Genomic DNA, 16,658 nt, shown 5'->3' with positions numbered 1-16,658 from the left:
TGTCTAGGAAATTATAGAATTATTGCCTTGTGGATAACTATTTATAGAAAAACAGCCGCATCCAGCTCCGAGCGCCAAAAACTAGGAGATTTCACGTCGCGCCCTACGATAAGTCAACATCGGTTCGTTACCTCACCGTGTTTCCTTTATCTCAGTTGCGCCGCTCCAATCTCTACGTTTTTAAGCAGGCGCTCTGCGCTTTTGTTCTTCTGAATAAACTATTCTTTATCCATAACACAAAAACCAATATTTAATACAAGAATCCCAAAACAAACCACACCAAAAAGCATTTCCATCCCCAAGCACTCCCTTCACATATGTACATACTATTATTTAATATACCTATTCTAATACCATCTTATCAATATCCTGACATAAAATAAAGAAAAAAATGTGATTGCATGTTTTTCTGCACTGCAATTACCTGAACGATAGCATTCGGTTCCGAGAAAAACTGGGTAAACGTCTATACACATTTTATCTATCTGCATACAGTAATACTGTAAGTTCAGGAGGTGAAAAGCATGGGCTATGGATATGGTGGTGGCTACGGTTATGGTGGCGGCTATGGCGGCGGCTACGCTGGCGGCTTTGCGTTGATTGTTGTTCTTTTCATTTTACTAATCATCGTAGGAGCTGCATTTTACTGCTAATCAAAAAATGGCTTGTGCTGAAGGCACAGGCCATTTTATTTTACATGATCAACATTTTCCCCTTTTTCAATGGCTGCTTTAACCAATAATAATTCTTTCCTTCGGATAATTAAATTTTGCAGGATCCTTTTTACGTTTAAATATCATTAGAAAGGTAAGTATACCAACCCGGCCAATAAACATTAATATCATCAATATAATTTTACTGACTGCGGATAACTCATCTGTAATTCCCAGAGAAAGACCAACTGTTCCAAAAGCGGAGGTTACTTCAAAAATAACCGCATCCAGAGAAACCGGTTCTAACAGAGTAAGTATAATGATAGATGAAAACACAACGATAATTGCAAAAAAAGTTACGGTAACAGCTTTATTTAAATCGACTTCATAAATCTCTCTATGAAATATTTTAACGCTTCTCCCGCCCCGGATAAATGTAAATAGAAAAATAAGAACCAAGGCAAAGGTCGTTGTCCGGATTCCTCCTCCGGCACTGCTAGGGGATGCTCCGATAAACATTAATGCTGACATAAATAAATGATTTGTATCCGATAATAAATTCAAATCCATTGTGGCCAGTCCACCACTTCTTGTTGTAACAGATTGAAACAAAGCATAAAATAATGACTCATGCCAGCTGACATCTTTAAAAAATCCATGAAGATCAAACAAAAAAATTCCGGCAGCCCCAACCAGTATCAGACAAAAAAAGGTTGTTGTTGTCAGCTTTGTAAATAAACTAAAATGAAATTGGTTTTTTAATTTTCTTTTATGAAATAAATATTCCTTCACTTCAATAATCACCGGATAGCCGATGGCACCAACAATAATGAGTATCATACACATAAATTGGACAAAATAATCAGATTGATATGGAATCAGGGATTGCCCGGTAATATCAAAACCGCCGTTAGACACAGAACTGATCACAAAGAAAAAACCATGTAATAATGCTTCACCAGCCGAAGAGTAATACTTCATAAAATAGAGCGCGATGATAATGAAAAAAACAGCTTCAATCGCCAGCAATACATAAACAATATTTTTAATTAATCTTACCATACCATCAAAATGGGTTTGATTCTGGTCAGTCATAATCATATTTCTTTCTCTAAAGCCAATCCGCTTTCCTAACATAATCCAGAGCATTGTACCAGTTGCCATAATCCCGACTGCTCCGAGCTGCATAATCAAAGCCAGAATAATAATCCCGGTTGTACTTAATGAATCAGCAATAGAAATTGTACTTAGTCCTGTTACACTAATGGCACTGACTGCTGTAAATACAATATCAATAAAAGGAATATCGATACCTCGTTGATGAGCAACAGGTAAAGATAACAATATAGTCGATAACGCTATCGCAGCAATATAATAAAACAGCAGCAGCTGAAAAGGTGTCCATTGGTGGATATTTTTGTATTTGTTACGTGTTTTTTGCATTACTTCCCCTTCTTCTTCACAAATAAAAATCTAAAAGTGTGTGTTCAAACAGTCTGCTAATAAATTTCTTTAAATTTCTGGATTAAATTATCTCCCTCATACCCCTTCTCTACAAGGGTTGTTAAAAGCTGCTCCACATCTTTCTTTTGTTTATCTATTATTTTCCCCATCAGCATTACATTCATTTGCTCCCCAATTTCGTGCAGCTCCGTCAATTTCGTTATAAATGAAGCTGGTTCGTTCGTATCTTTTGTAATTGTCGCCTGAACCATCAGCTCTTCATTCTGTTTATCTTTAAAATACTCCCAATAGGAATGATTGATAAACCCTTCGATTAACCATGTATCATGGTCATCTTCACGGTTAATAATCAGCCCGTCAATCAGTTTTACTTCCGTCCCTTCCAGTCCTTTATCATAATCTAAAATCACTAATTTACGCAGTTTAAATGTTTTCATTCATTTCACTCCTCCGTATGAATCCTAATAATTTTACAATACTTATCATTAGGAGTCCATCTCATTTTAATATGAAGGCTTATGCTGCCCTTATAATAACATAGTTTTTACATTTCGTTCATTAAACAGAAGCATTATTATTTTCTCTAACAGACGTAAGAGCAAGATTATTGGAATCAGGCAGAATCCCATGATACACTTACTAGCAAATATTTTTTTACAGTATATATCATGTAAACATTCATTTTTACAATATAGAAAAAGGGGAGTAGCAACATGAATCAAATCATTGAAACAATAATGAATCACCGATCTATTCGAAAATTTGCAGATAAACCTTTAAATAATGTTCAAATAAAAACAATTGTTGAATCTGCACAACGCGCATCATCCTCCAGTAATGTAATGGCGTATAGTATTATCGGCGTATCAGATTCAGCAATCAAGGAACAGCTCTATGCCGTTTCCGGACATGCTCATGTGAAGAATAACGGTCATTTGCTGATCTTTTGTGCAGATTTACACCGGATTGAGCAACTGGAAGGAATTGAACATACAGAGACCTTTCAAACAAATATTGAAAGTACGGAGCAATTTATCGTCGGCACGATTGATGCTGCTTTAGCTGCCCAAACTGCTGCCATTGCAGCAGAATCTTTGGGATTGGGGATTTGCTATCTGGGAAGTCTGCGTAATGATATTCAAGCTTTTAACGATATTCTGAAATTACCAAATCATGTTGTTCCGTTGTTTGGTATGGCTATCGGCTATCCAAAAGAAATACCTGATATCAAACCACGTCTGCCGCTTGCAGCTATATATCACGAAAATCAATATATTCCTTTTGAGAAACAAAAGCATTTTATTCAGGAATATGATTTGACTATGAAAGACTATTATGAATCCCGGAATTCCAATAACAAACAGGAAACATGGACAGAACAAATCGGCCAAAAATATGAGAAACCAACCCGTATGGATGTAGGTCCATTTGTAAAAGCAAAAAATTTAAACAAGCATTAAAAATTAAATTATCCATAGAGAAAAAATATAAATTCCTCTACCCTATAAAAAACGACAGGCAGTTGAACTGTGTCTCCGAATGTTAATACATCTAACATTCGGAGAGTGGTTCAATAAACTGTCGTTTTTTTATGCATCAAATTCCCGTTTTCTTCAAATGTAAAAACGTTATCTTCTCCTTCATATGTACCTCTGTTCTTCCTTTTTCTCATCTCTTTACAAATTCAGATCTCTCTACTGATAAGGATTTTGGAAATTGTTTACAAGCATAAAAAATGACTTTTTTATCAAAATAATAAGTGCAAGATATGAAAAGGAGTGAAGATAATGACAGTAGGTACGCAGGTTCAACAAACTATATCAGGTTTAAAAAGTGCACAGGCGAGCCTTGAGCAGTTTGCACTTCAAACAGATAATAAGCAGGCACAGCAACTATATAAAAATGCAGCACAGCAAACACAGGGTATTTTAGACCAATTAGAGCCAAGAGTGCAGCAGGTTATGCAGGAAGAGCCTCAATACAAACAGTAATAAGGTATGTTAGAAAGGCACAAGAAAACCGGGGACTCTCCGTACAGTCCCCCCTACATATCAGAATGAAGAACAGGATGTGAGTATATGAACTCCAGGAAAATTACACTGTTGATACTCTTTATTATTTTTTTAGCCGGTTGTAATCATAGCGAATCTTCTTATTCCGATGACCCTAATATAACGCATTTATCTACGAGTTCTAATCAAGAACAAGAAGCTGCTGTCCAGGCAAAAGAATTACTTGCGGATAGAGATGATATTAAAGCTGTTCACGCAGTAAATACAAAAGATATGCTGCTTGTGACTATTGAAATTCCTCATCATGAGCGTTTTTCATTAAAGGAAAAAAGTAAAACCTATCAAAAAGAACTGGAGCAGAATTTTCCCAATTTCACCATAGAATTGTCAACCGATAAAAAGATAATCCTTGAAACAGCTGACTTAGAGGAAAAAATAACAAAAAATACTTTAACAGATGATGAAATAAAGAAACAAATGGAGAAAATAATACATTTATCCAAGGAACAGACTTGATAGGAGAGAAGGTTTCAGAAATCCTCCGTTTGTTTCGTATAAACCCGAAAAGGAGTGTCTTAAATGGGAGATAAAAAGAAACAAAAATTACAGCCAAATCAGCAGCGGTATCAAGCTTTCCAACAAAAACGTGAAATAAAACGGCCCATCTTTAAAAATTGTATCAAGGCTTTCCTTATTGGCGGTTTAATCTGTTTCATCGGACAGCTTATTTCTACCTTTTATATTTACCAATTTAATTTCACAGAAAAAACAGTCGGAAATCCAACTGTTGCTACGTTAATTTTTCTTACGATGCTGTTAACCGGTTTCGGTGTCTATGACCGTATTGCCCAATTTGCCGGAGCAGGTTCTGCAGTTCCTGTAACAGGTTTTGGAAACGCCGTTATCTCTTCCGCAATTGAGTATCGATCAGAAGGATTTATCCTCGGTGTCGGCAGCAATATGCTCAAACTGGCCGGACCTGTCATTGTTTACGGCGTATTTTCAGCATTTATCGTAGCCATCATTAAAACCATACTCACACAATGGGGGGGATTCTAATGCTAAAAGGACATCAATCCTGGATTTTCGAAAATCGTCCATCTATTCTGTCTACAGGAACTGTTGGCGGACCATTTGAAGCAAAAGGGAAAATTCCTGAAGCATTTGATATTCTTCATGAGGATATGTGGCTTAATCAGGATTCCTGGGAGAAAGCCCAGCAAAAAATGCTGGAAGAAGCGATACAGACTACTTTAAAAAAAGGCCGTATCGAAAAAGAAAGCGTGGAATTTTTAATTGCCGGTGATTTAATTAACCAAATGACACCGACCAGCTTTGCGGCAAGTACAAGCAGCATTCCCTTTTTAGGAGCCTTCAGTGCCTGTGCCACCTCGATGGAAAGTCTGGCACTCGCTGCTTCTATTATTAATGCTAAGGGAGCTAATTATATTCTTTGTGCAGCATCCAGCCATAACGCAGCTACGGAAAAGCAATTTCGTTACCCGACAGAATATGGCGGACAGAAGCCCCCTACCTCCCAGTGGACGGTTACTGGAGCAGGATGTGCGCTTGTCGCTCAAAATGGGACCGGACCAGCTATAACATCTGCCACAATTGGAAAGGTAGCTGATATGGGCATGACTGACCCATTTAATATGGGCGGGGCTATGGCTATCGCTGCCGCCGATACAATTGAAGCACACTTTCGGGATATGCAGATTGATCCATCTTATTACGATTTAATCATAACAGGCGACCTTGGACATATTGGAAGAGAGGTTTCTCTGGATTTATTACATGACCGGAATATCCCGATTGACGCAGAAAAATATGTTGACTGCGGAATTGCCATCTATCGGGAGGACCAGCCGGTTCTTGCCGGAGGGAGCGGAGCAGCATGTTCTGCCATTGTGACCTATGGACATTTCCTTCAGGAAGTAATAAAAGGAAATTTAAAAAGAATTCTTGTCGCAGCAACCGGGTCCCTTCACTCTACACTAAGCGTTCAGCAAAAAGACCCCATCCCATGTATTGCACATGCTGTATCAATAGAAGCAAGGAGTGAGCATATATGATTTTTTTCTGGGCATTTGTTGTAGGAGGCCTTATCTGTGTTATTGGGCAAATTATGTTCGACGTATTTAAGCTGTCTCCTGCACATACTTTATCGATTTTAGTTATTGCTGGAGCTATTTTGGATGGAGTTGGCTGGTATGAACCGCTTATCGATTTTGCCGGAGCAGGAGCAACAGTACCTATTACAAGCTTTGGGAACTCTTTAGTACACGGAGCAATGCAGGAAGCGGAAAAACACGGATTAATTGGAGTAGTAACAGGAATGTTTGAAGTAACAAGTGCAGGTATTTCCGCTGCGATTATATTTGGTGTTATCGGAGCTATTATTTTTAAACCAAAAGGATAGGAAGGTGCTTTATGACAGTAGGATCACAAGTAAAAACATGCTATGCTACCTTAAAATCCATTGAAGCTGGATTAGACCTGTTACAAGCCTCAACAACGGAACAAGGCTTAAAAACAACAATAGATGAAACTTCTCGATTAATTAAGATTGCACGTCAGGATATACATCAGCAAATCATTCATATTGATAAACAAGAACCGCAATATAAATCCTAAAGGGAGGGAAAATCATGCCTGAATGGATATCAATTATTATTCGCTCCGTTATTTTAATTACCGTCTTATTTTTCTTTGTAAAGTGGCTTGGGGCGAAACAATTATCGCAGCTCAATATATTTGAAACCATTTCCGGAATTGTACTCGGAGGAATTGCTGCCTTCCATACTGTTGATCCATACAATAGCTTTTATTATGCATTATTAGCCATGTTTGTCTGGTTTATTGCTGCATTCACAATTGAAAAGCTATCCCTGAAAAGCAAGCGTATACGGGACTTTACGGATGGAAAAAGCACCGTTTTTATTCAAAATGGGAAGGTTATGGAGGAAAATTTAAAAAAGGAAGGCTATTCTACCGATGACCTATTAGAAAAGCTCAGGAATAACGATCAATTTCTTGTTTCTGATGTAGAATTTGCTGTGTTAGAGCCGACTGGCGAATTAAATGTTCTGCCAAAACGGGAGAATCGTCCGATAACCTTAAAGGACTTAAATATTACTCCAGCACCTGACAAAGAGCCGCAAACAGTTATTGCGGACGGTAATATACTGCTGGAGCCTCTGGCTAATGCTTCATTAAATCCGACCTGGCTGGAAGCAGAATTAGAGAAACAAAATGTCACGATAGATAATGTTTTTCTCGGGCAGGTGGATCATCAGGGACAGTTATTCCTTGATCTTTATGATGATCACATTGCTGTCCCTGAGCCAGCACAATCTGCGCTATTATTAGCCAGTATGAAAAAATGCCAGGCGGATTTAGAACTGTTTGCTTTAGCTACGGATAATCCTCAAGCTAAGGAATTATACGACCGGAATCAAAAACGGCTGCAGGAAGCAGTGAGACGAATGGAGCCTTATTTAAAATAATACAGCTGAATGCTGATTATGCATATAAATAGGCAGGGGACTTTTTCAGCTATATAAAAGTCCCCTGCCTATATTTTCCTGATTATTTTACCGCTGCTCCCATTCTTCTTTTAAAAATGAATGAATACAGGTATCCTGAGATTGTTCCGCCTGGTTAATATAACTTCTTAACAATCCTTCTTTTTGAAATCCAAGCTTATCTAATAACTGATTGGACGCCTTGTTTTCGGGGCAGGTAATGGCGCCGGCCCTTTTTAAATCCAGCTGCTGAAAGCTATAGTTTAAGAAATACGGATAATCACCTTTCCAAATTGCTTTCCTCCATCTAAATAGCTGAATGCATCTAAACTTTGATCGAGAGAAAAAACACGATCGACCACCGGATGTAATTGGTATTGTTCAGCATGCTCAAGAGCAGCAATCAATTCTTCCCTGCAGCCCATCGTGGATCCGATAAGCTTGTACTGCCCATAAAAGAAAGAACGCAGATCAAACTCCACAATATCGTCCGTAGTTGCGCCGAATGTTACAAATCTTCCTCCCTTCTTCAAAATAGCTAAAGAGCGGCTGAAGGTTGCTTTTCCGTTACTATCAATAACCATATCAATTGTCTCATTGGCCAGCCTTTCTTTCCAGTTATCAGCTGTATCAATAACAACATCTGCTCCAAGTTTTACAGCCTTTTCTCTTTTCTCAGCACTTCTTGATGTTGTAATAACCCGGGCACCAATATTTTTCGCAAAAGCAATTAAATAAGTTGCCACCCCTCCGCCTGCTCCAGGGATAAAAACAGTCTCTCCTTTTTGAAGCTGACCTTTTGTAAACATCGCCCGGTAACCTGTCAATGCAGCCAATGGAAACGCCGCTGCTTCTTCCCAGCTCATATGGGCCGGCTTCGGTTCTACCTGATCTTCAGAAATAACAATTTTCTCAGCAAACGTTCCATGATCCGGCATCCCTAAAATATCAAATTCTACAGGTGGAGCTTCACTATTTCTATTCCATCGTAATGCAGGATTAATAATCACTTCATCTCCAACTTTTACATCTGTAACGTTTCTGCCTGTTTTTTCAACGATTCCGGCGCCATCTGACCCAAGTATCAGAGCCTCCTCTGCTCCTTTTCTACGATTAGGAATACCTAAATCTCTCCGGTTAATTCCTGCTGCCTTCAGATTAACAACTACTTCTGATCCCCCGGGCTCCTGTAATTCCATTTCTCTCATTTTTAAACTGCCTTTTTCATGTACAAGTGCTCTCATCAATTTAACTCCTCCCTTTCACTCAAATAATATCCAGTCCATATATTCATTTTAAAATATGAATGATTCTTTACCCAATTATAAGCTCATGAATTTATTATGTACATGATTCATCAGTAAAGAGCTCTCTTTATAAAAAAAGAAAGCTCTTTATTAGTTTTACAGCCTAAAATATAAAAACTGCTGCAATTGTTGCTATCCCTAAACCAATAATGACCGGGAAGAAATTTTTCCTCACCAATTCTATTGCAGAAACACCACAGAAGCCGGCTACCGCAATTAGGGATGACCAGGCAATTAATGCTCCACCGCCTGCCCAAATAGCTCCAAGCTGCCCTATAGCGGCTAATGTACTCGCATCTATAGAAGAAGATTCCAATGATGCAGCCAAAGCTCCCGTTAAAGGCAATCCCGAAAAACCAGATCCATCCAAACCGGTGATAATCCCGACTAACAATAAACTAAAAGCAACAAAGACTGTACTTTCTGGAAGAAAAGATTGGATAGAAGTAATAATCTCAAATAAAAAAGATGGGGCTTCTTCTACAAGTAATATTTCCTTAGAAAATTCAGCGCTGCCTAAAAAGAAAAATCCAGCAATCGGAATAACTGGCCCCATTGCTCTAAAGGCAAATACAAATCCATTTGTAATATGATTACCTACATAATCCAGCGCATTTCGTTTTCCAAATACAGCTGTAGCAAGTAATAATAAAATAACCGCTACTCCCCCTACAAGGGCAGCACCTTCTCCGCCAATTAACTCACTGGATCCAAAAAATTTATTATAGAGCATATACCCAACTACCGCCAGCAAAACAACCGGCACCAGCCAAGCAAAAATACGGCTCCATTTAATCAGATGCTTTGAAGCTGCTTTATGCCCGGAAGAATCATAGTCTTGAATTTGTTCTGCTTCTACCTGATTTCTAGGATCATCTTTTGAACGGATCGATTTCCGGTAAAATAAATAAGCTAATACAGCAACTGTTATCCCGGTAATAAGGGATAGAACCAGAGACCGGTCTGCAACTATAGACGTTTCTACACCTGCTGCTTTCGCGGATAAAGCCGGCGCTACCTGAACAATATAATCAGAGGATAGTGCCATCCCTTGACCTGCGATGGTAATTGCAACTGCAGCTGTAATTGCGGGAAGCCCGGACCTTATTGCAGCAGGAACAAGTAAAGCACAAATAAGCGGGACAGCTGGAGTTGGCCAGAAAAATAAGGAGATACAATACGTAACAATAATCAAAACAAAATAAGAAAGGTGTCCATTCGTCATGACCTTTTGCACCGGCTGAATCATCAGCACATCTGCCCGTAGATCCTTTAGTGCATTTAACAACGCAAGCATAAACGTAATAATCAAAAAGATGCTGAAAAGCTCCTGAGCAGCGACTAAATTAGCATAGAAAATAGCCATAAATCCACTGACTATACTTCCTTTATAGGCCCATGCAATAACGAACGTTCCCAGTAAGCTTGGAAGGACAATCCCTCTCCGGAAAATCATTGTCACTAAAATAAGCAGGGTGAAAAAACCATACAGTAAATGCGGGATAGTTAAACTCATTTCATTCAGATCCTCTCCTTCAATGTGTACAATAGCCTATGCAGCATGGAAGACAGAGGGTACAAAATAATAAAAATATGTGTGAGGGCTGTTTTATCATAGTAAAGAACGAAAATTTATGTCAGATAACGTTTTGTTGTATAATCTCTTCCATCTCAACAGAAAAAAGCACAATGGTAAATTTCTAAACCATTGCGCTTTTTTTAAAATTTATTCGAGAATATCTATGACTTTTTTCACCGAGTCTGCAGATTTATCTAACTGTACTTTCTCTTCCTCGGTTAAATCCAGCTCGATAATTTCTTCCATTCCTTTTCCACCGAGAACGGTTGGAACACCCAGATAAATATCCTGATACCCATATTCACCATTTAAATAAGCGATAGATGGCAAAATACGGCGCTGATCCTTGAGGATAGCCTCGGCCATTACTGTTAACGATGCTGCAGGTGCATAATAAGCACTTCCATTTCCTAACAGATTTACAATCTCTCCGCCGCCGGTCCGGGTCCGCTGCACAATCTCTTCCAGACGTTCTGGAGAAATAAGTTTTTCAAGGGGGATTCCTCCAGCATAGGAATAACGGGTAAGCGGAACCATATCATCACCATGTCCGCCAAGAACGAAACCGGTTATATCTTTTACGGAAATATTTAATTCCTCCGCCACAAAAGCCCTAAAACGAGCTGTGTCCAATACTCCTGACTGTCCTATTACACGTTCTCTGGGAAAGCCCGATGCTTTATAGACTGTATACGTCATTGCATCAACAGGATTGGTCAGTACAACAATAATTGCATTCGGGGAATACTTCACAATTTCTTTTGTAACCGACTTCATTATTTTTGCGTTTGTATTTACTAAATCATCCCGGCTCATTCCCGGTTTACGTGCAATTCCGGCAGTAATAATCACTAAATCGGAATCCTTTGTATCTCCATAATCCGAAGTTCCAGATACTCTTGCATCAAAACCTTGAACCGGGGCTGCTTCCGCCATATCCAATGCTCTTCCCTTCGTCGGGTTCTCCATATCCGGAATATCAACGAGAACAACATCTCCCAATTCCTTTTGTGCAACCATTAATGCAGTGGTTGCTCCTGTAAATCCGGAACCGATAACGGAAACTTTTTTGCGTACAGAAACCATCAAATTTACCTCCCACTGTTTTTCCTTTATTTGAAGAAAATGTTTGCAGCAAATGATAATTTATATCGTTGCTGCAAACATTCTCTCGGGATTAACAGAATTAATTACTCTGTTTCATATTCTTTTTAGCATAGAAAGCTTTTTATTTATGCTTCCATGTTTTTAATAAGTTCGTCAGCAAACTCAGAGCATTTCACTTCTGTTGCACCATCCATAAGGCGGGCAAAGTCGTAAGTTACCACTTTCGAACCAATTGTTTTATCCATTGATTTTGTAATTAAGTCAGCTGCTTCTCTCCATTCTAAATGCTCAAGCATTAATACAGCTGAAAGAATAACAGAAGACGGGTTAACTTTATCTAATCCTGCATATTTTGGAGCAGTACCATGAGTTGCTTCAAAAATAGCATGTCCAGTATCATAGTTAATATTTGCTCCCGGAGCAATACCAATTCCGCCAACCTGTGCAGCTAACGCGTCAGAAATGTAGTCACCATTCAAGTTCATTGTTGCTACCACATCAAACTCTTTTGGACGGGTAAGGATTTGCTGTAAGAAGATGTCTGCAATAGAATCCTTCACAAGAATTTTACCAGCTGCCAATGCATCATCCTGTGCTTTGTTTGCCGCATCTTTACCTTCCGCTTCTACAATGCGGTCATATTCAGCCCAAGTAAATACTTTATCGCCGAATTCCTGTTCAGCAACTTCATAGCCCCAGTTTTTGAAAGCTCCTTCGGTAAATTTCATAATGTTACCTTTATGTACTAAAGTAACACTCTTGCGTCCTTCACTTAACGCATAATCAATGGCAGCACGAACAATACGTTTTGTACCTTCTTCAGATACCGGTTTAACACCAATGCCTGATGTTTCAGGGAAACGTACATTTTTAACGCCCATTTCATTTTTTAAGAAGTCAAGAACCTTCTTAACCTCATCAGTGCCTTCCTGCCATTCAATACCAGCATAGATATCCTCTGTATTTTCACGGAAAATAACCATATCTACATCTTCCGGACGTTTTACCGGAGAAGGGACACCTTCAAAATAACGTACAGGACGCAGGCAGGTAAATAAATCTAATTCTTGACGTAAAGCTACGTTAAGGGAGCGGATACCGCCACCGATAGGTGTAGTTAACGGACCCTTGATAGCAATCTTATATTCGTTAATTTTATCAAGTGTATCCTGTGGTAACCATTCACCTGTCTTATCAAAAGCTTTTTGACCGGCATATACTTCTAACCAATCGATCGATTTTTCACCATTATAAGCTTTTTCAACAGATGCTTCGATAACACGGCGGGCTGCAGCCCAAATATCAGGACCGGTTCCATCCCCTTCAATAAATGGAATTACCGGTTTATTTGGTACATTCATTTCGCCATTTTCTACTACAATTTTTTCACCTTGTGTCATAGATAAAAACCTCCTATTAATAACTCCTATTACATTCTACTACATTTTAACGATATTATCATTAACCTCTATCTTCAATAGCAACATAATCCTGTAAGTCTGGTCCATTATATTCAGCACGCGGACGAATCAAGCGGTTGTCAGCATATTGCTCTAAAATATGAGCTATCCAGCCGGAAGTTCTGCTGACAGCAAATATCGGTGTAAATAAATCTTCATTGATACCTAAGCTGTGATAAACAGATGCACTGTAAAAATCAACGTTTGCAGGCAGACCCTTATGCTCTTTCACATAGTCCTCAATTTTAATAGACATGTTATACCATTTTTCCTGCCCGGTACGTTTTGTCAATTGCTTAGACATTTCTTTTAAGAATTTAGCTCTCGGATCCCCGTTACGGTATACACGATGCCCCATTCCCATAATTTTTTCTTTATTCTCCAATTTTTCCTTGATATATGGAATAGCATTTTCTTCTTCCCCGATTTCAAGAAGCATCTTCATTACATTTTCATTTGCTCCGCCGTGTAATGGGCCTTTTAAAGCTCCAATAGCTGCTACAAGCCCTGAATAAATATCAGAAAGTGTTGCCACACAGACCCGTGCTGTAAACGTAGATGCATTTAATTCATGGTCCGCATGAAGAACAAGCGCTTTATTAATCGCTTCTACCTCGATGTCCTCCGGCTCTTTTCCATTTAGCATAAATAAGAAGTTGGCAGCATAGCTTAAACCTTCTTTTGGCTGAACCGGATCTTTTCCATCACGAATTCTGGCAAATGCAGCTACGATAGAAGCAATCTTTGCCTGAATGCGGATTGCTTTTCTTTTATTTGCTGCTTCTTCCATATCATCTGCTTCTTCATCATAAACTCCTAATAATGAAACCGCTGTCCGTAGAGCTGCCATCGGATGAACACGTTTCAAGTCGTATGAACGTAAATGATCAATAATATCATCTGAAATTGTCATATTCTTTGCTAAATCAGCTTTTAACGCATCTAATTCTGATTTCGCAGGAAGCTTTTGATTCCAAAGTAAATAAATAATTTCTTCAAAGCTGGAATTTTCAGCTAAGTCATCAATTTTATAACCAACATAGGATAATTGATCATCAATGATCGAACTGATTGCTGATTGTGTTGCGACAATATTTTCTAATCCTTTTGTTGTTGACATATTACCCTCTCCCTTTCCAGTTAATCAGAGTATTACATATTGTTCTACATTAAATAAATAATACAAGGGTGACAAACTAAATTTTGGCTGTTTAAAGCTATGTAGGAATAAATTTAAGCAAATCTTATTACATTCGCTTAGTATCAATCAGGTGATGGAACTCGCGTTTCGTGGACGATTAAACGTGGAACCAAAATCTTTTGAAAGTTACGAATCAAAGAATTTATTATTCTACTTTTTAAACAAACTCAGAAAAAAACTTTATCTTTATTTGTACCCTGATTTGATTAAAGCAATCCTTTTTGCCTGCCCATCTTTCATTATAAATGATAATAGGCAGAATGTGAATTGAAACCGTTTAAATTTCGTAAAATAACTGCCGGATCCTCCGTACTTATACATGTTAAATCAAATTATTCCTTATAGAGCGTGTTCAAAAAGTGCTATAAGTGCATCCTTGCTCGTATGATGTGCTGAAATACGAAGTTGATCCATTCGTGTGAATAGTAATTCACACGCCTTTCAGCAGGGCGGGTGATCTCAGCCCCCGGTCCAAAAGGAGAATTCAAAAATACCTTAATACTTCTACTTTGCTATATAAAATCATAGATTACAATAAGGTCGTTTATTTGGGGGAAATATCATGCAATCAAAAATCGCTGGACAACTTATCCGCAGTCTTATTATCATTATCATTTTACTCGGCAGTATTTTTCTTCTCTATATGCTTTTCCCTTATATATATCCTATTCTGATAGCATTCTTACTATCGCTTCTCTTTCAGCCCTTCATCAGATTTTTTGCAGAAAGGCTGAAAATGCCAAGGCTGCTTGCTTTAATCAGCACATTTATTCTTTTTTTCAGTTTGTTTACATTTGCTTTATTCTTTTTAGTTAGCGAGGTCTATCAGGGCATTCTTTACTTATCGGACAGGCTGCCCGCCTATTTTCACCACATGATGGAACAATTTCAACAGGTGTTAGATATCCATATATTACCTTTATATGATCAGTTGCTTTCTTTTCTGACTACTTTACATGTTGATTATCGTTTGGAAGTCTATGAATATATAAATTCCTTTACAGAAACGATTACTGCAGCATTGACCCGCTTTTTTCAAATGCTGTTACAACAAACGGCAAATTTTCTTATGATGCTGCCAAATTCTTTTACTGTTTTTATTTTTATTATACTGGCTACGCTTATGATCAGCTATGATTTTCATAACATCCAAAATAAGTTTCATGAAATCATACCTTCTAATTGGTACGTTCTTCATAAAAAAATAGCCTCTCATTTAAAAGAAGCTGTAATTGGTTATTTTAAAGCTCAAGTTATACTTGTTTGTATTTCTGCAGTTATTTTATGGGCCGGTCTTCTCATTCTTCGTGTGGAGCATGCCTTTACAATTGTGTTATTTGCAGCAATTGCAGATTTTATCCCGTATTTAGGAATTGGTATTATTATTGTACCCTGGATTCTTTTCAGCTTTTTAACCTTTAATTACCCTTTAACAATTGGTTTGTCCATACTTTATGGGCTTATCATCATTATCAGACAATTGATAGAGCCTAAAATTATGGCAACTTCTATTGGGATTTCGCCTTTAATGATGCTCATAGGGATGTTTTTAGGCATCCAATGGTTTGGCGTCTTTGGGTTTATCCTTGCTCCTGTAATTTTAGTGGTTATCCTTGCCATCAAAAAATCCGGTGTATTTCAGCAATTATTTCTTTACATTAAGGGGTAATCTATCACCAGCGGCGATAAATTATTGTGTTTCTGCCCACAAGCTGCATTGCTATTTTCTTTAGTTGCTTTTTAAATTGATTTCTTGTCCAAGGTATCAGTAATAATAAACCAACTATATCTAAAACAAAGCCCGGGATAATAAGCAAAAATGCACCAAGCATCGTTGCCAGTCCATCGAGAATTTCATCGGTTGGCGGTGTACCTCTCTGTATTTGCAGCTGTGCGCGTCTAAAAACTTCCATCCCCTGATACCTGGCAAGGAAAATACCCAGCATTGCTGTTCCGATAATTAATCCAACTACCCATAAAACGCCGATAAGCTGGCTTAACCAAAGAAACACGCCAATCTCTATTGCTGGGATAATTATAAATGCCAGAAGAAGGTATTTATTTCTCATTTTCAACACCCTTTCTACCTCGATGCGGTATTTTTACCCATTCCCAGAATATACCCGAAATATATAAAAGTAGAAATACCTATATTATCTATCCATTGAATTGTATCATTGAAAATGAATATTTTCACGGTTAAGTTCGCGACTTCCTGGGACTATGCCGGGACTACGATTACTCGCTTCATCAAAAAACGTTGTCTCAGGAATTGAACTGACATACGTCCTGTATGCTTCCACAGGAAAAAGTGCTCTTCTTTATTCTTAAATAAAACCCCCGATATC

The 16,658-nt window shown here is 38.2% G+C and carries 17 protein-coding genes and 1 pseudogene; 10 read left to right on the top strand and 8 right to left on the bottom strand.

The window, feature by feature from the left end; genetic code table 11:
• Positions 1-572: 572 nt before the first annotated feature.
• Positions 573-653: pseudogene (locus BN1068_RS23895) on the top strand (YjcZ family sporulation protein); the annotation flags it as partial.
• Positions 654-731: 78 nt separating this feature from the next.
• Here BN1068_RS23895 and BN1068_RS01145 read toward each other — a convergent pair.
• Both BN1068_RS01145 and BN1068_RS01140 read right to left on the bottom strand, forming a co-directional pair.
• Positions 732-2,096, bottom strand: coding sequence for a TrkH family potassium uptake protein (locus tag BN1068_RS01145; protein ID WP_077601011.1), 1,365 nt, complete (start codon positions 2,094-2,096; stop codon positions 732-734).
• A gap of 56 nt (positions 2,097-2,152) precedes the next feature.
• Positions 2,153-2,554 carry a YwpF family protein gene (locus BN1068_RS01140; RefSeq protein ID WP_077601010.1) on the bottom strand — a complete coding sequence of 134 codons (402 nt, stop codon included), beginning with the start codon at positions 2,552-2,554 and terminating at the stop codon, positions 2,153-2,155.
• Between the two features lie 276 nt (positions 2,555-2,830).
• On the opposite strand from BN1068_RS01140, the gene nfsA reads away from it, so the two are divergent.
• The 8 genes from nfsA to BN1068_RS01100 all read left to right on the top strand — a co-directional run bounded on the left by nfsA (position 2,831) and on the right by BN1068_RS01100 (position 7,638).
• Positions 2,831-3,577 (top strand): oxygen-insensitive NADPH nitroreductase, encoded by a 747-nt coding sequence (gene nfsA / locus BN1068_RS01135; RefSeq protein ID WP_077601009.1) that lies wholly within the window; start codon positions 2,831-2,833, stop codon positions 3,575-3,577.
• A 327-nt stretch (positions 3,578-3,904) separates the two neighbouring features.
• On the top strand, positions 3,905-4,108 hold the full coding sequence (locus tag BN1068_RS01130; protein ID WP_077601008.1) for a DUF1657 domain-containing protein: 204 nt from the start codon (positions 3,905-3,907) through the stop codon (positions 4,106-4,108).
• A gap of 87 nt (positions 4,109-4,195) precedes the next feature.
• Complete coding sequence (locus BN1068_RS01125; protein ID WP_077601007.1) at positions 4,196-4,645, top strand: hypothetical protein; 450 nt, start codon at positions 4,196-4,198, stop codon at positions 4,643-4,645.
• A 63-nt stretch (positions 4,646-4,708) separates the two neighbouring features.
• Positions 4,709-5,188 carry a stage V sporulation protein AC gene (gene spoVAC / locus BN1068_RS01120; RefSeq protein WP_077601006.1) on the top strand — a complete coding sequence of 160 codons (480 nt, stop codon included), beginning with the start codon at positions 4,709-4,711 and terminating at the stop codon, positions 5,186-5,188.
• Positions 5,188-6,204 (top strand): stage V sporulation protein AD, encoded by a 1,017-nt coding sequence (gene spoVAD / locus BN1068_RS01115; protein WP_175637035.1) that lies wholly within the window; start codon positions 5,188-5,190, stop codon positions 6,202-6,204. The genes spoVAC and spoVAD overlap by 1 nt, the downstream gene beginning before the upstream one ends.
• Positions 6,201-6,551 carry a stage V sporulation protein AE gene (gene spoVAE / locus BN1068_RS01110; RefSeq protein ID WP_077601004.1) on the top strand — a complete coding sequence of 117 codons (351 nt, stop codon included), beginning with the start codon at positions 6,201-6,203 and terminating at the stop codon, positions 6,549-6,551. The genes spoVAD and spoVAE overlap by 4 nt, the downstream gene beginning before the upstream one ends.
• A gap of 11 nt (positions 6,552-6,562) precedes the next feature.
• The gene (locus tag BN1068_RS01105; protein WP_077601003.1) at positions 6,563-6,766 is read left to right on the top strand and encodes a hypothetical protein; all 204 of its coding nucleotides are present in this window, start codon (positions 6,563-6,565) and stop codon (positions 6,764-6,766) included.
• A gap of 14 nt (positions 6,767-6,780) precedes the next feature.
• On the top strand, positions 6,781-7,638 hold the full coding sequence (locus BN1068_RS01100; protein WP_077601002.1) for a DUF421 domain-containing protein: 858 nt from the start codon (positions 6,781-6,783) through the stop codon (positions 7,636-7,638).
• 281 nt (positions 7,639-7,919) lie between these two features.
• Here the strand turns inward: BN1068_RS01100 and BN1068_RS01095 are convergent, their stop codons facing one another.
• The 5 genes from BN1068_RS01095 to citZ all read right to left on the bottom strand — a co-directional run bounded on the left by BN1068_RS01095 (position 7,920) and on the right by citZ (position 14,229).
• Entirely contained in the window at positions 7,920-8,900 is a 981-nt protein-coding gene (locus tag BN1068_RS01095; RefSeq protein ID WP_077601001.1) for a zinc-binding dehydrogenase, read from the bottom strand.
• A gap of 166 nt (positions 8,901-9,066) precedes the next feature.
• Positions 9,067-10,479: a hypothetical protein gene (locus BN1068_RS01090; protein WP_077601000.1), complete on the bottom strand. Its 1,413-nt coding sequence runs from the start codon at positions 10,477-10,479 to the stop codon at positions 9,067-9,069.
• A gap of 210 nt (positions 10,480-10,689) precedes the next feature.
• On the bottom strand, positions 10,690-11,628 hold the full coding sequence (gene mdh / locus BN1068_RS01085; RefSeq protein WP_077600999.1) for a malate dehydrogenase: 939 nt from the start codon (positions 11,626-11,628) through the stop codon (positions 10,690-10,692).
• Between the two features lie 146 nt (positions 11,629-11,774).
• Complete coding sequence (gene icd / locus BN1068_RS01080) at positions 11,775-13,049, bottom strand: NADP-dependent isocitrate dehydrogenase (RefSeq protein WP_077600998.1); 1,275 nt, start codon at positions 13,047-13,049, stop codon at positions 11,775-11,777.
• A gap of 61 nt (positions 13,050-13,110) precedes the next feature.
• Positions 13,111-14,229, bottom strand: coding sequence for a citrate synthase (citZ, locus tag BN1068_RS01075; protein ID WP_077600997.1), 1,119 nt, complete (start codon positions 14,227-14,229; stop codon positions 13,111-13,113).
• Between the two features lie 643 nt (positions 14,230-14,872).
• Here citZ and ytvI point away from each other — a divergent pair.
• On the top strand, positions 14,873-15,979 hold the full coding sequence (ytvI, locus tag BN1068_RS01070; RefSeq protein WP_077600996.1) for a sporulation integral membrane protein YtvI: 1,107 nt from the start codon (positions 14,873-14,875) through the stop codon (positions 15,977-15,979).
• Positions 15,980-15,983: 4 nt separating this feature from the next.
• On the opposite strand, the gene BN1068_RS01065 is transcribed toward ytvI, so the two are convergent.
• The gene (locus BN1068_RS01065; protein ID WP_077600995.1) at positions 15,984-16,379 is read right to left on the bottom strand and encodes an FxsA family protein; all 396 of its coding nucleotides are present in this window, start codon (positions 16,377-16,379) and stop codon (positions 15,984-15,986) included.
• Positions 16,380-16,658: the final 279 nt, after the last annotated feature.

The organism is Oceanobacillus sojae (assembly GCF_900162665.1).
Classification (GTDB): domain Bacteria; phylum Bacillota; class Bacilli; order Bacillales; family Amphibacillaceae; genus Oceanobacillus; species Oceanobacillus sojae_A.
This window is presented reverse-complemented; position numbering and strand designations above follow the sequence as displayed.

What these genes read in the sequence shown, in the direction of transcription:
- BN1068_RS01145 (WP_077601011.1), bottom strand. Translation starts at nt 2,096, where the DNA reads ATGCAAAAAACACGTAACAAATACAAAAATATCCACCAATGGACACCT.
- BN1068_RS01140 (WP_077601010.1), bottom strand. Translation starts at nt 2,554, where the DNA reads ATGAAAACATTTAAACTGCGTAAATTAGTGATTTTAGATTATGATAAA.
- nfsA (WP_077601009.1), top strand. Translation starts at nt 2,831, where the DNA reads ATGAATCAAATCATTGAAACAATAATGAATCACCGATCTATTCGAAAA.
- BN1068_RS01130 (WP_077601008.1), top strand. Translation starts at nt 3,905, where the DNA reads ATGACAGTAGGTACGCAGGTTCAACAAACTATATCAGGTTTAAAAAGT.
- BN1068_RS01125 (WP_077601007.1), top strand. Translation starts at nt 4,196, where the DNA reads ATGAACTCCAGGAAAATTACACTGTTGATACTCTTTATTATTTTTTTA.
- spoVAC (WP_077601006.1), top strand. Translation starts at nt 4,709, where the DNA reads ATGGGAGATAAAAAGAAACAAAAATTACAGCCAAATCAGCAGCGGTAT.
- spoVAD (WP_175637035.1), top strand. Translation starts at nt 5,188, where the DNA reads ATGCTAAAAGGACATCAATCCTGGATTTTCGAAAATCGTCCATCTATT.
- spoVAE (WP_077601004.1), top strand. Translation starts at nt 6,201, where the DNA reads ATGATTTTTTTCTGGGCATTTGTTGTAGGAGGCCTTATCTGTGTTATT.
- BN1068_RS01105 (WP_077601003.1), top strand. Translation starts at nt 6,563, where the DNA reads ATGACAGTAGGATCACAAGTAAAAACATGCTATGCTACCTTAAAATCC.
- BN1068_RS01100 (WP_077601002.1), top strand. Translation starts at nt 6,781, where the DNA reads ATGCCTGAATGGATATCAATTATTATTCGCTCCGTTATTTTAATTACC.
- BN1068_RS01095 (WP_077601001.1), bottom strand. Translation starts at nt 8,900, where the DNA reads ATGAGAGCACTTGTACATGAAAAAGGCAGTTTAAAAATGAGAGAAATG.
- BN1068_RS01090 (WP_077601000.1), bottom strand. Translation starts at nt 10,479, where the DNA reads ATGAGTTTAACTATCCCGCATTTACTGTATGGTTTTTTCACCCTGCTT.
- mdh (WP_077600999.1), bottom strand. Translation starts at nt 11,628, where the DNA reads ATGGTTTCTGTACGCAAAAAAGTTTCCGTTATCGGTTCCGGATTTACA.
- icd (WP_077600998.1), bottom strand. Translation starts at nt 13,049, where the DNA reads ATGACACAAGGTGAAAAAATTGTAGTAGAAAATGGCGAAATGAATGTA.
- citZ (WP_077600997.1), bottom strand. Translation starts at nt 14,229, where the DNA reads ATGTCAACAACAAAAGGATTAGAAAATATTGTCGCAACACAATCAGCA.
- ytvI (WP_077600996.1), top strand. Translation starts at nt 14,873, where the DNA reads ATGCAATCAAAAATCGCTGGACAACTTATCCGCAGTCTTATTATCATT.
- BN1068_RS01065 (WP_077600995.1), bottom strand. Translation starts at nt 16,379, where the DNA reads ATGAGAAATAAATACCTTCTTCTGGCATTTATAATTATCCCAGCAATA.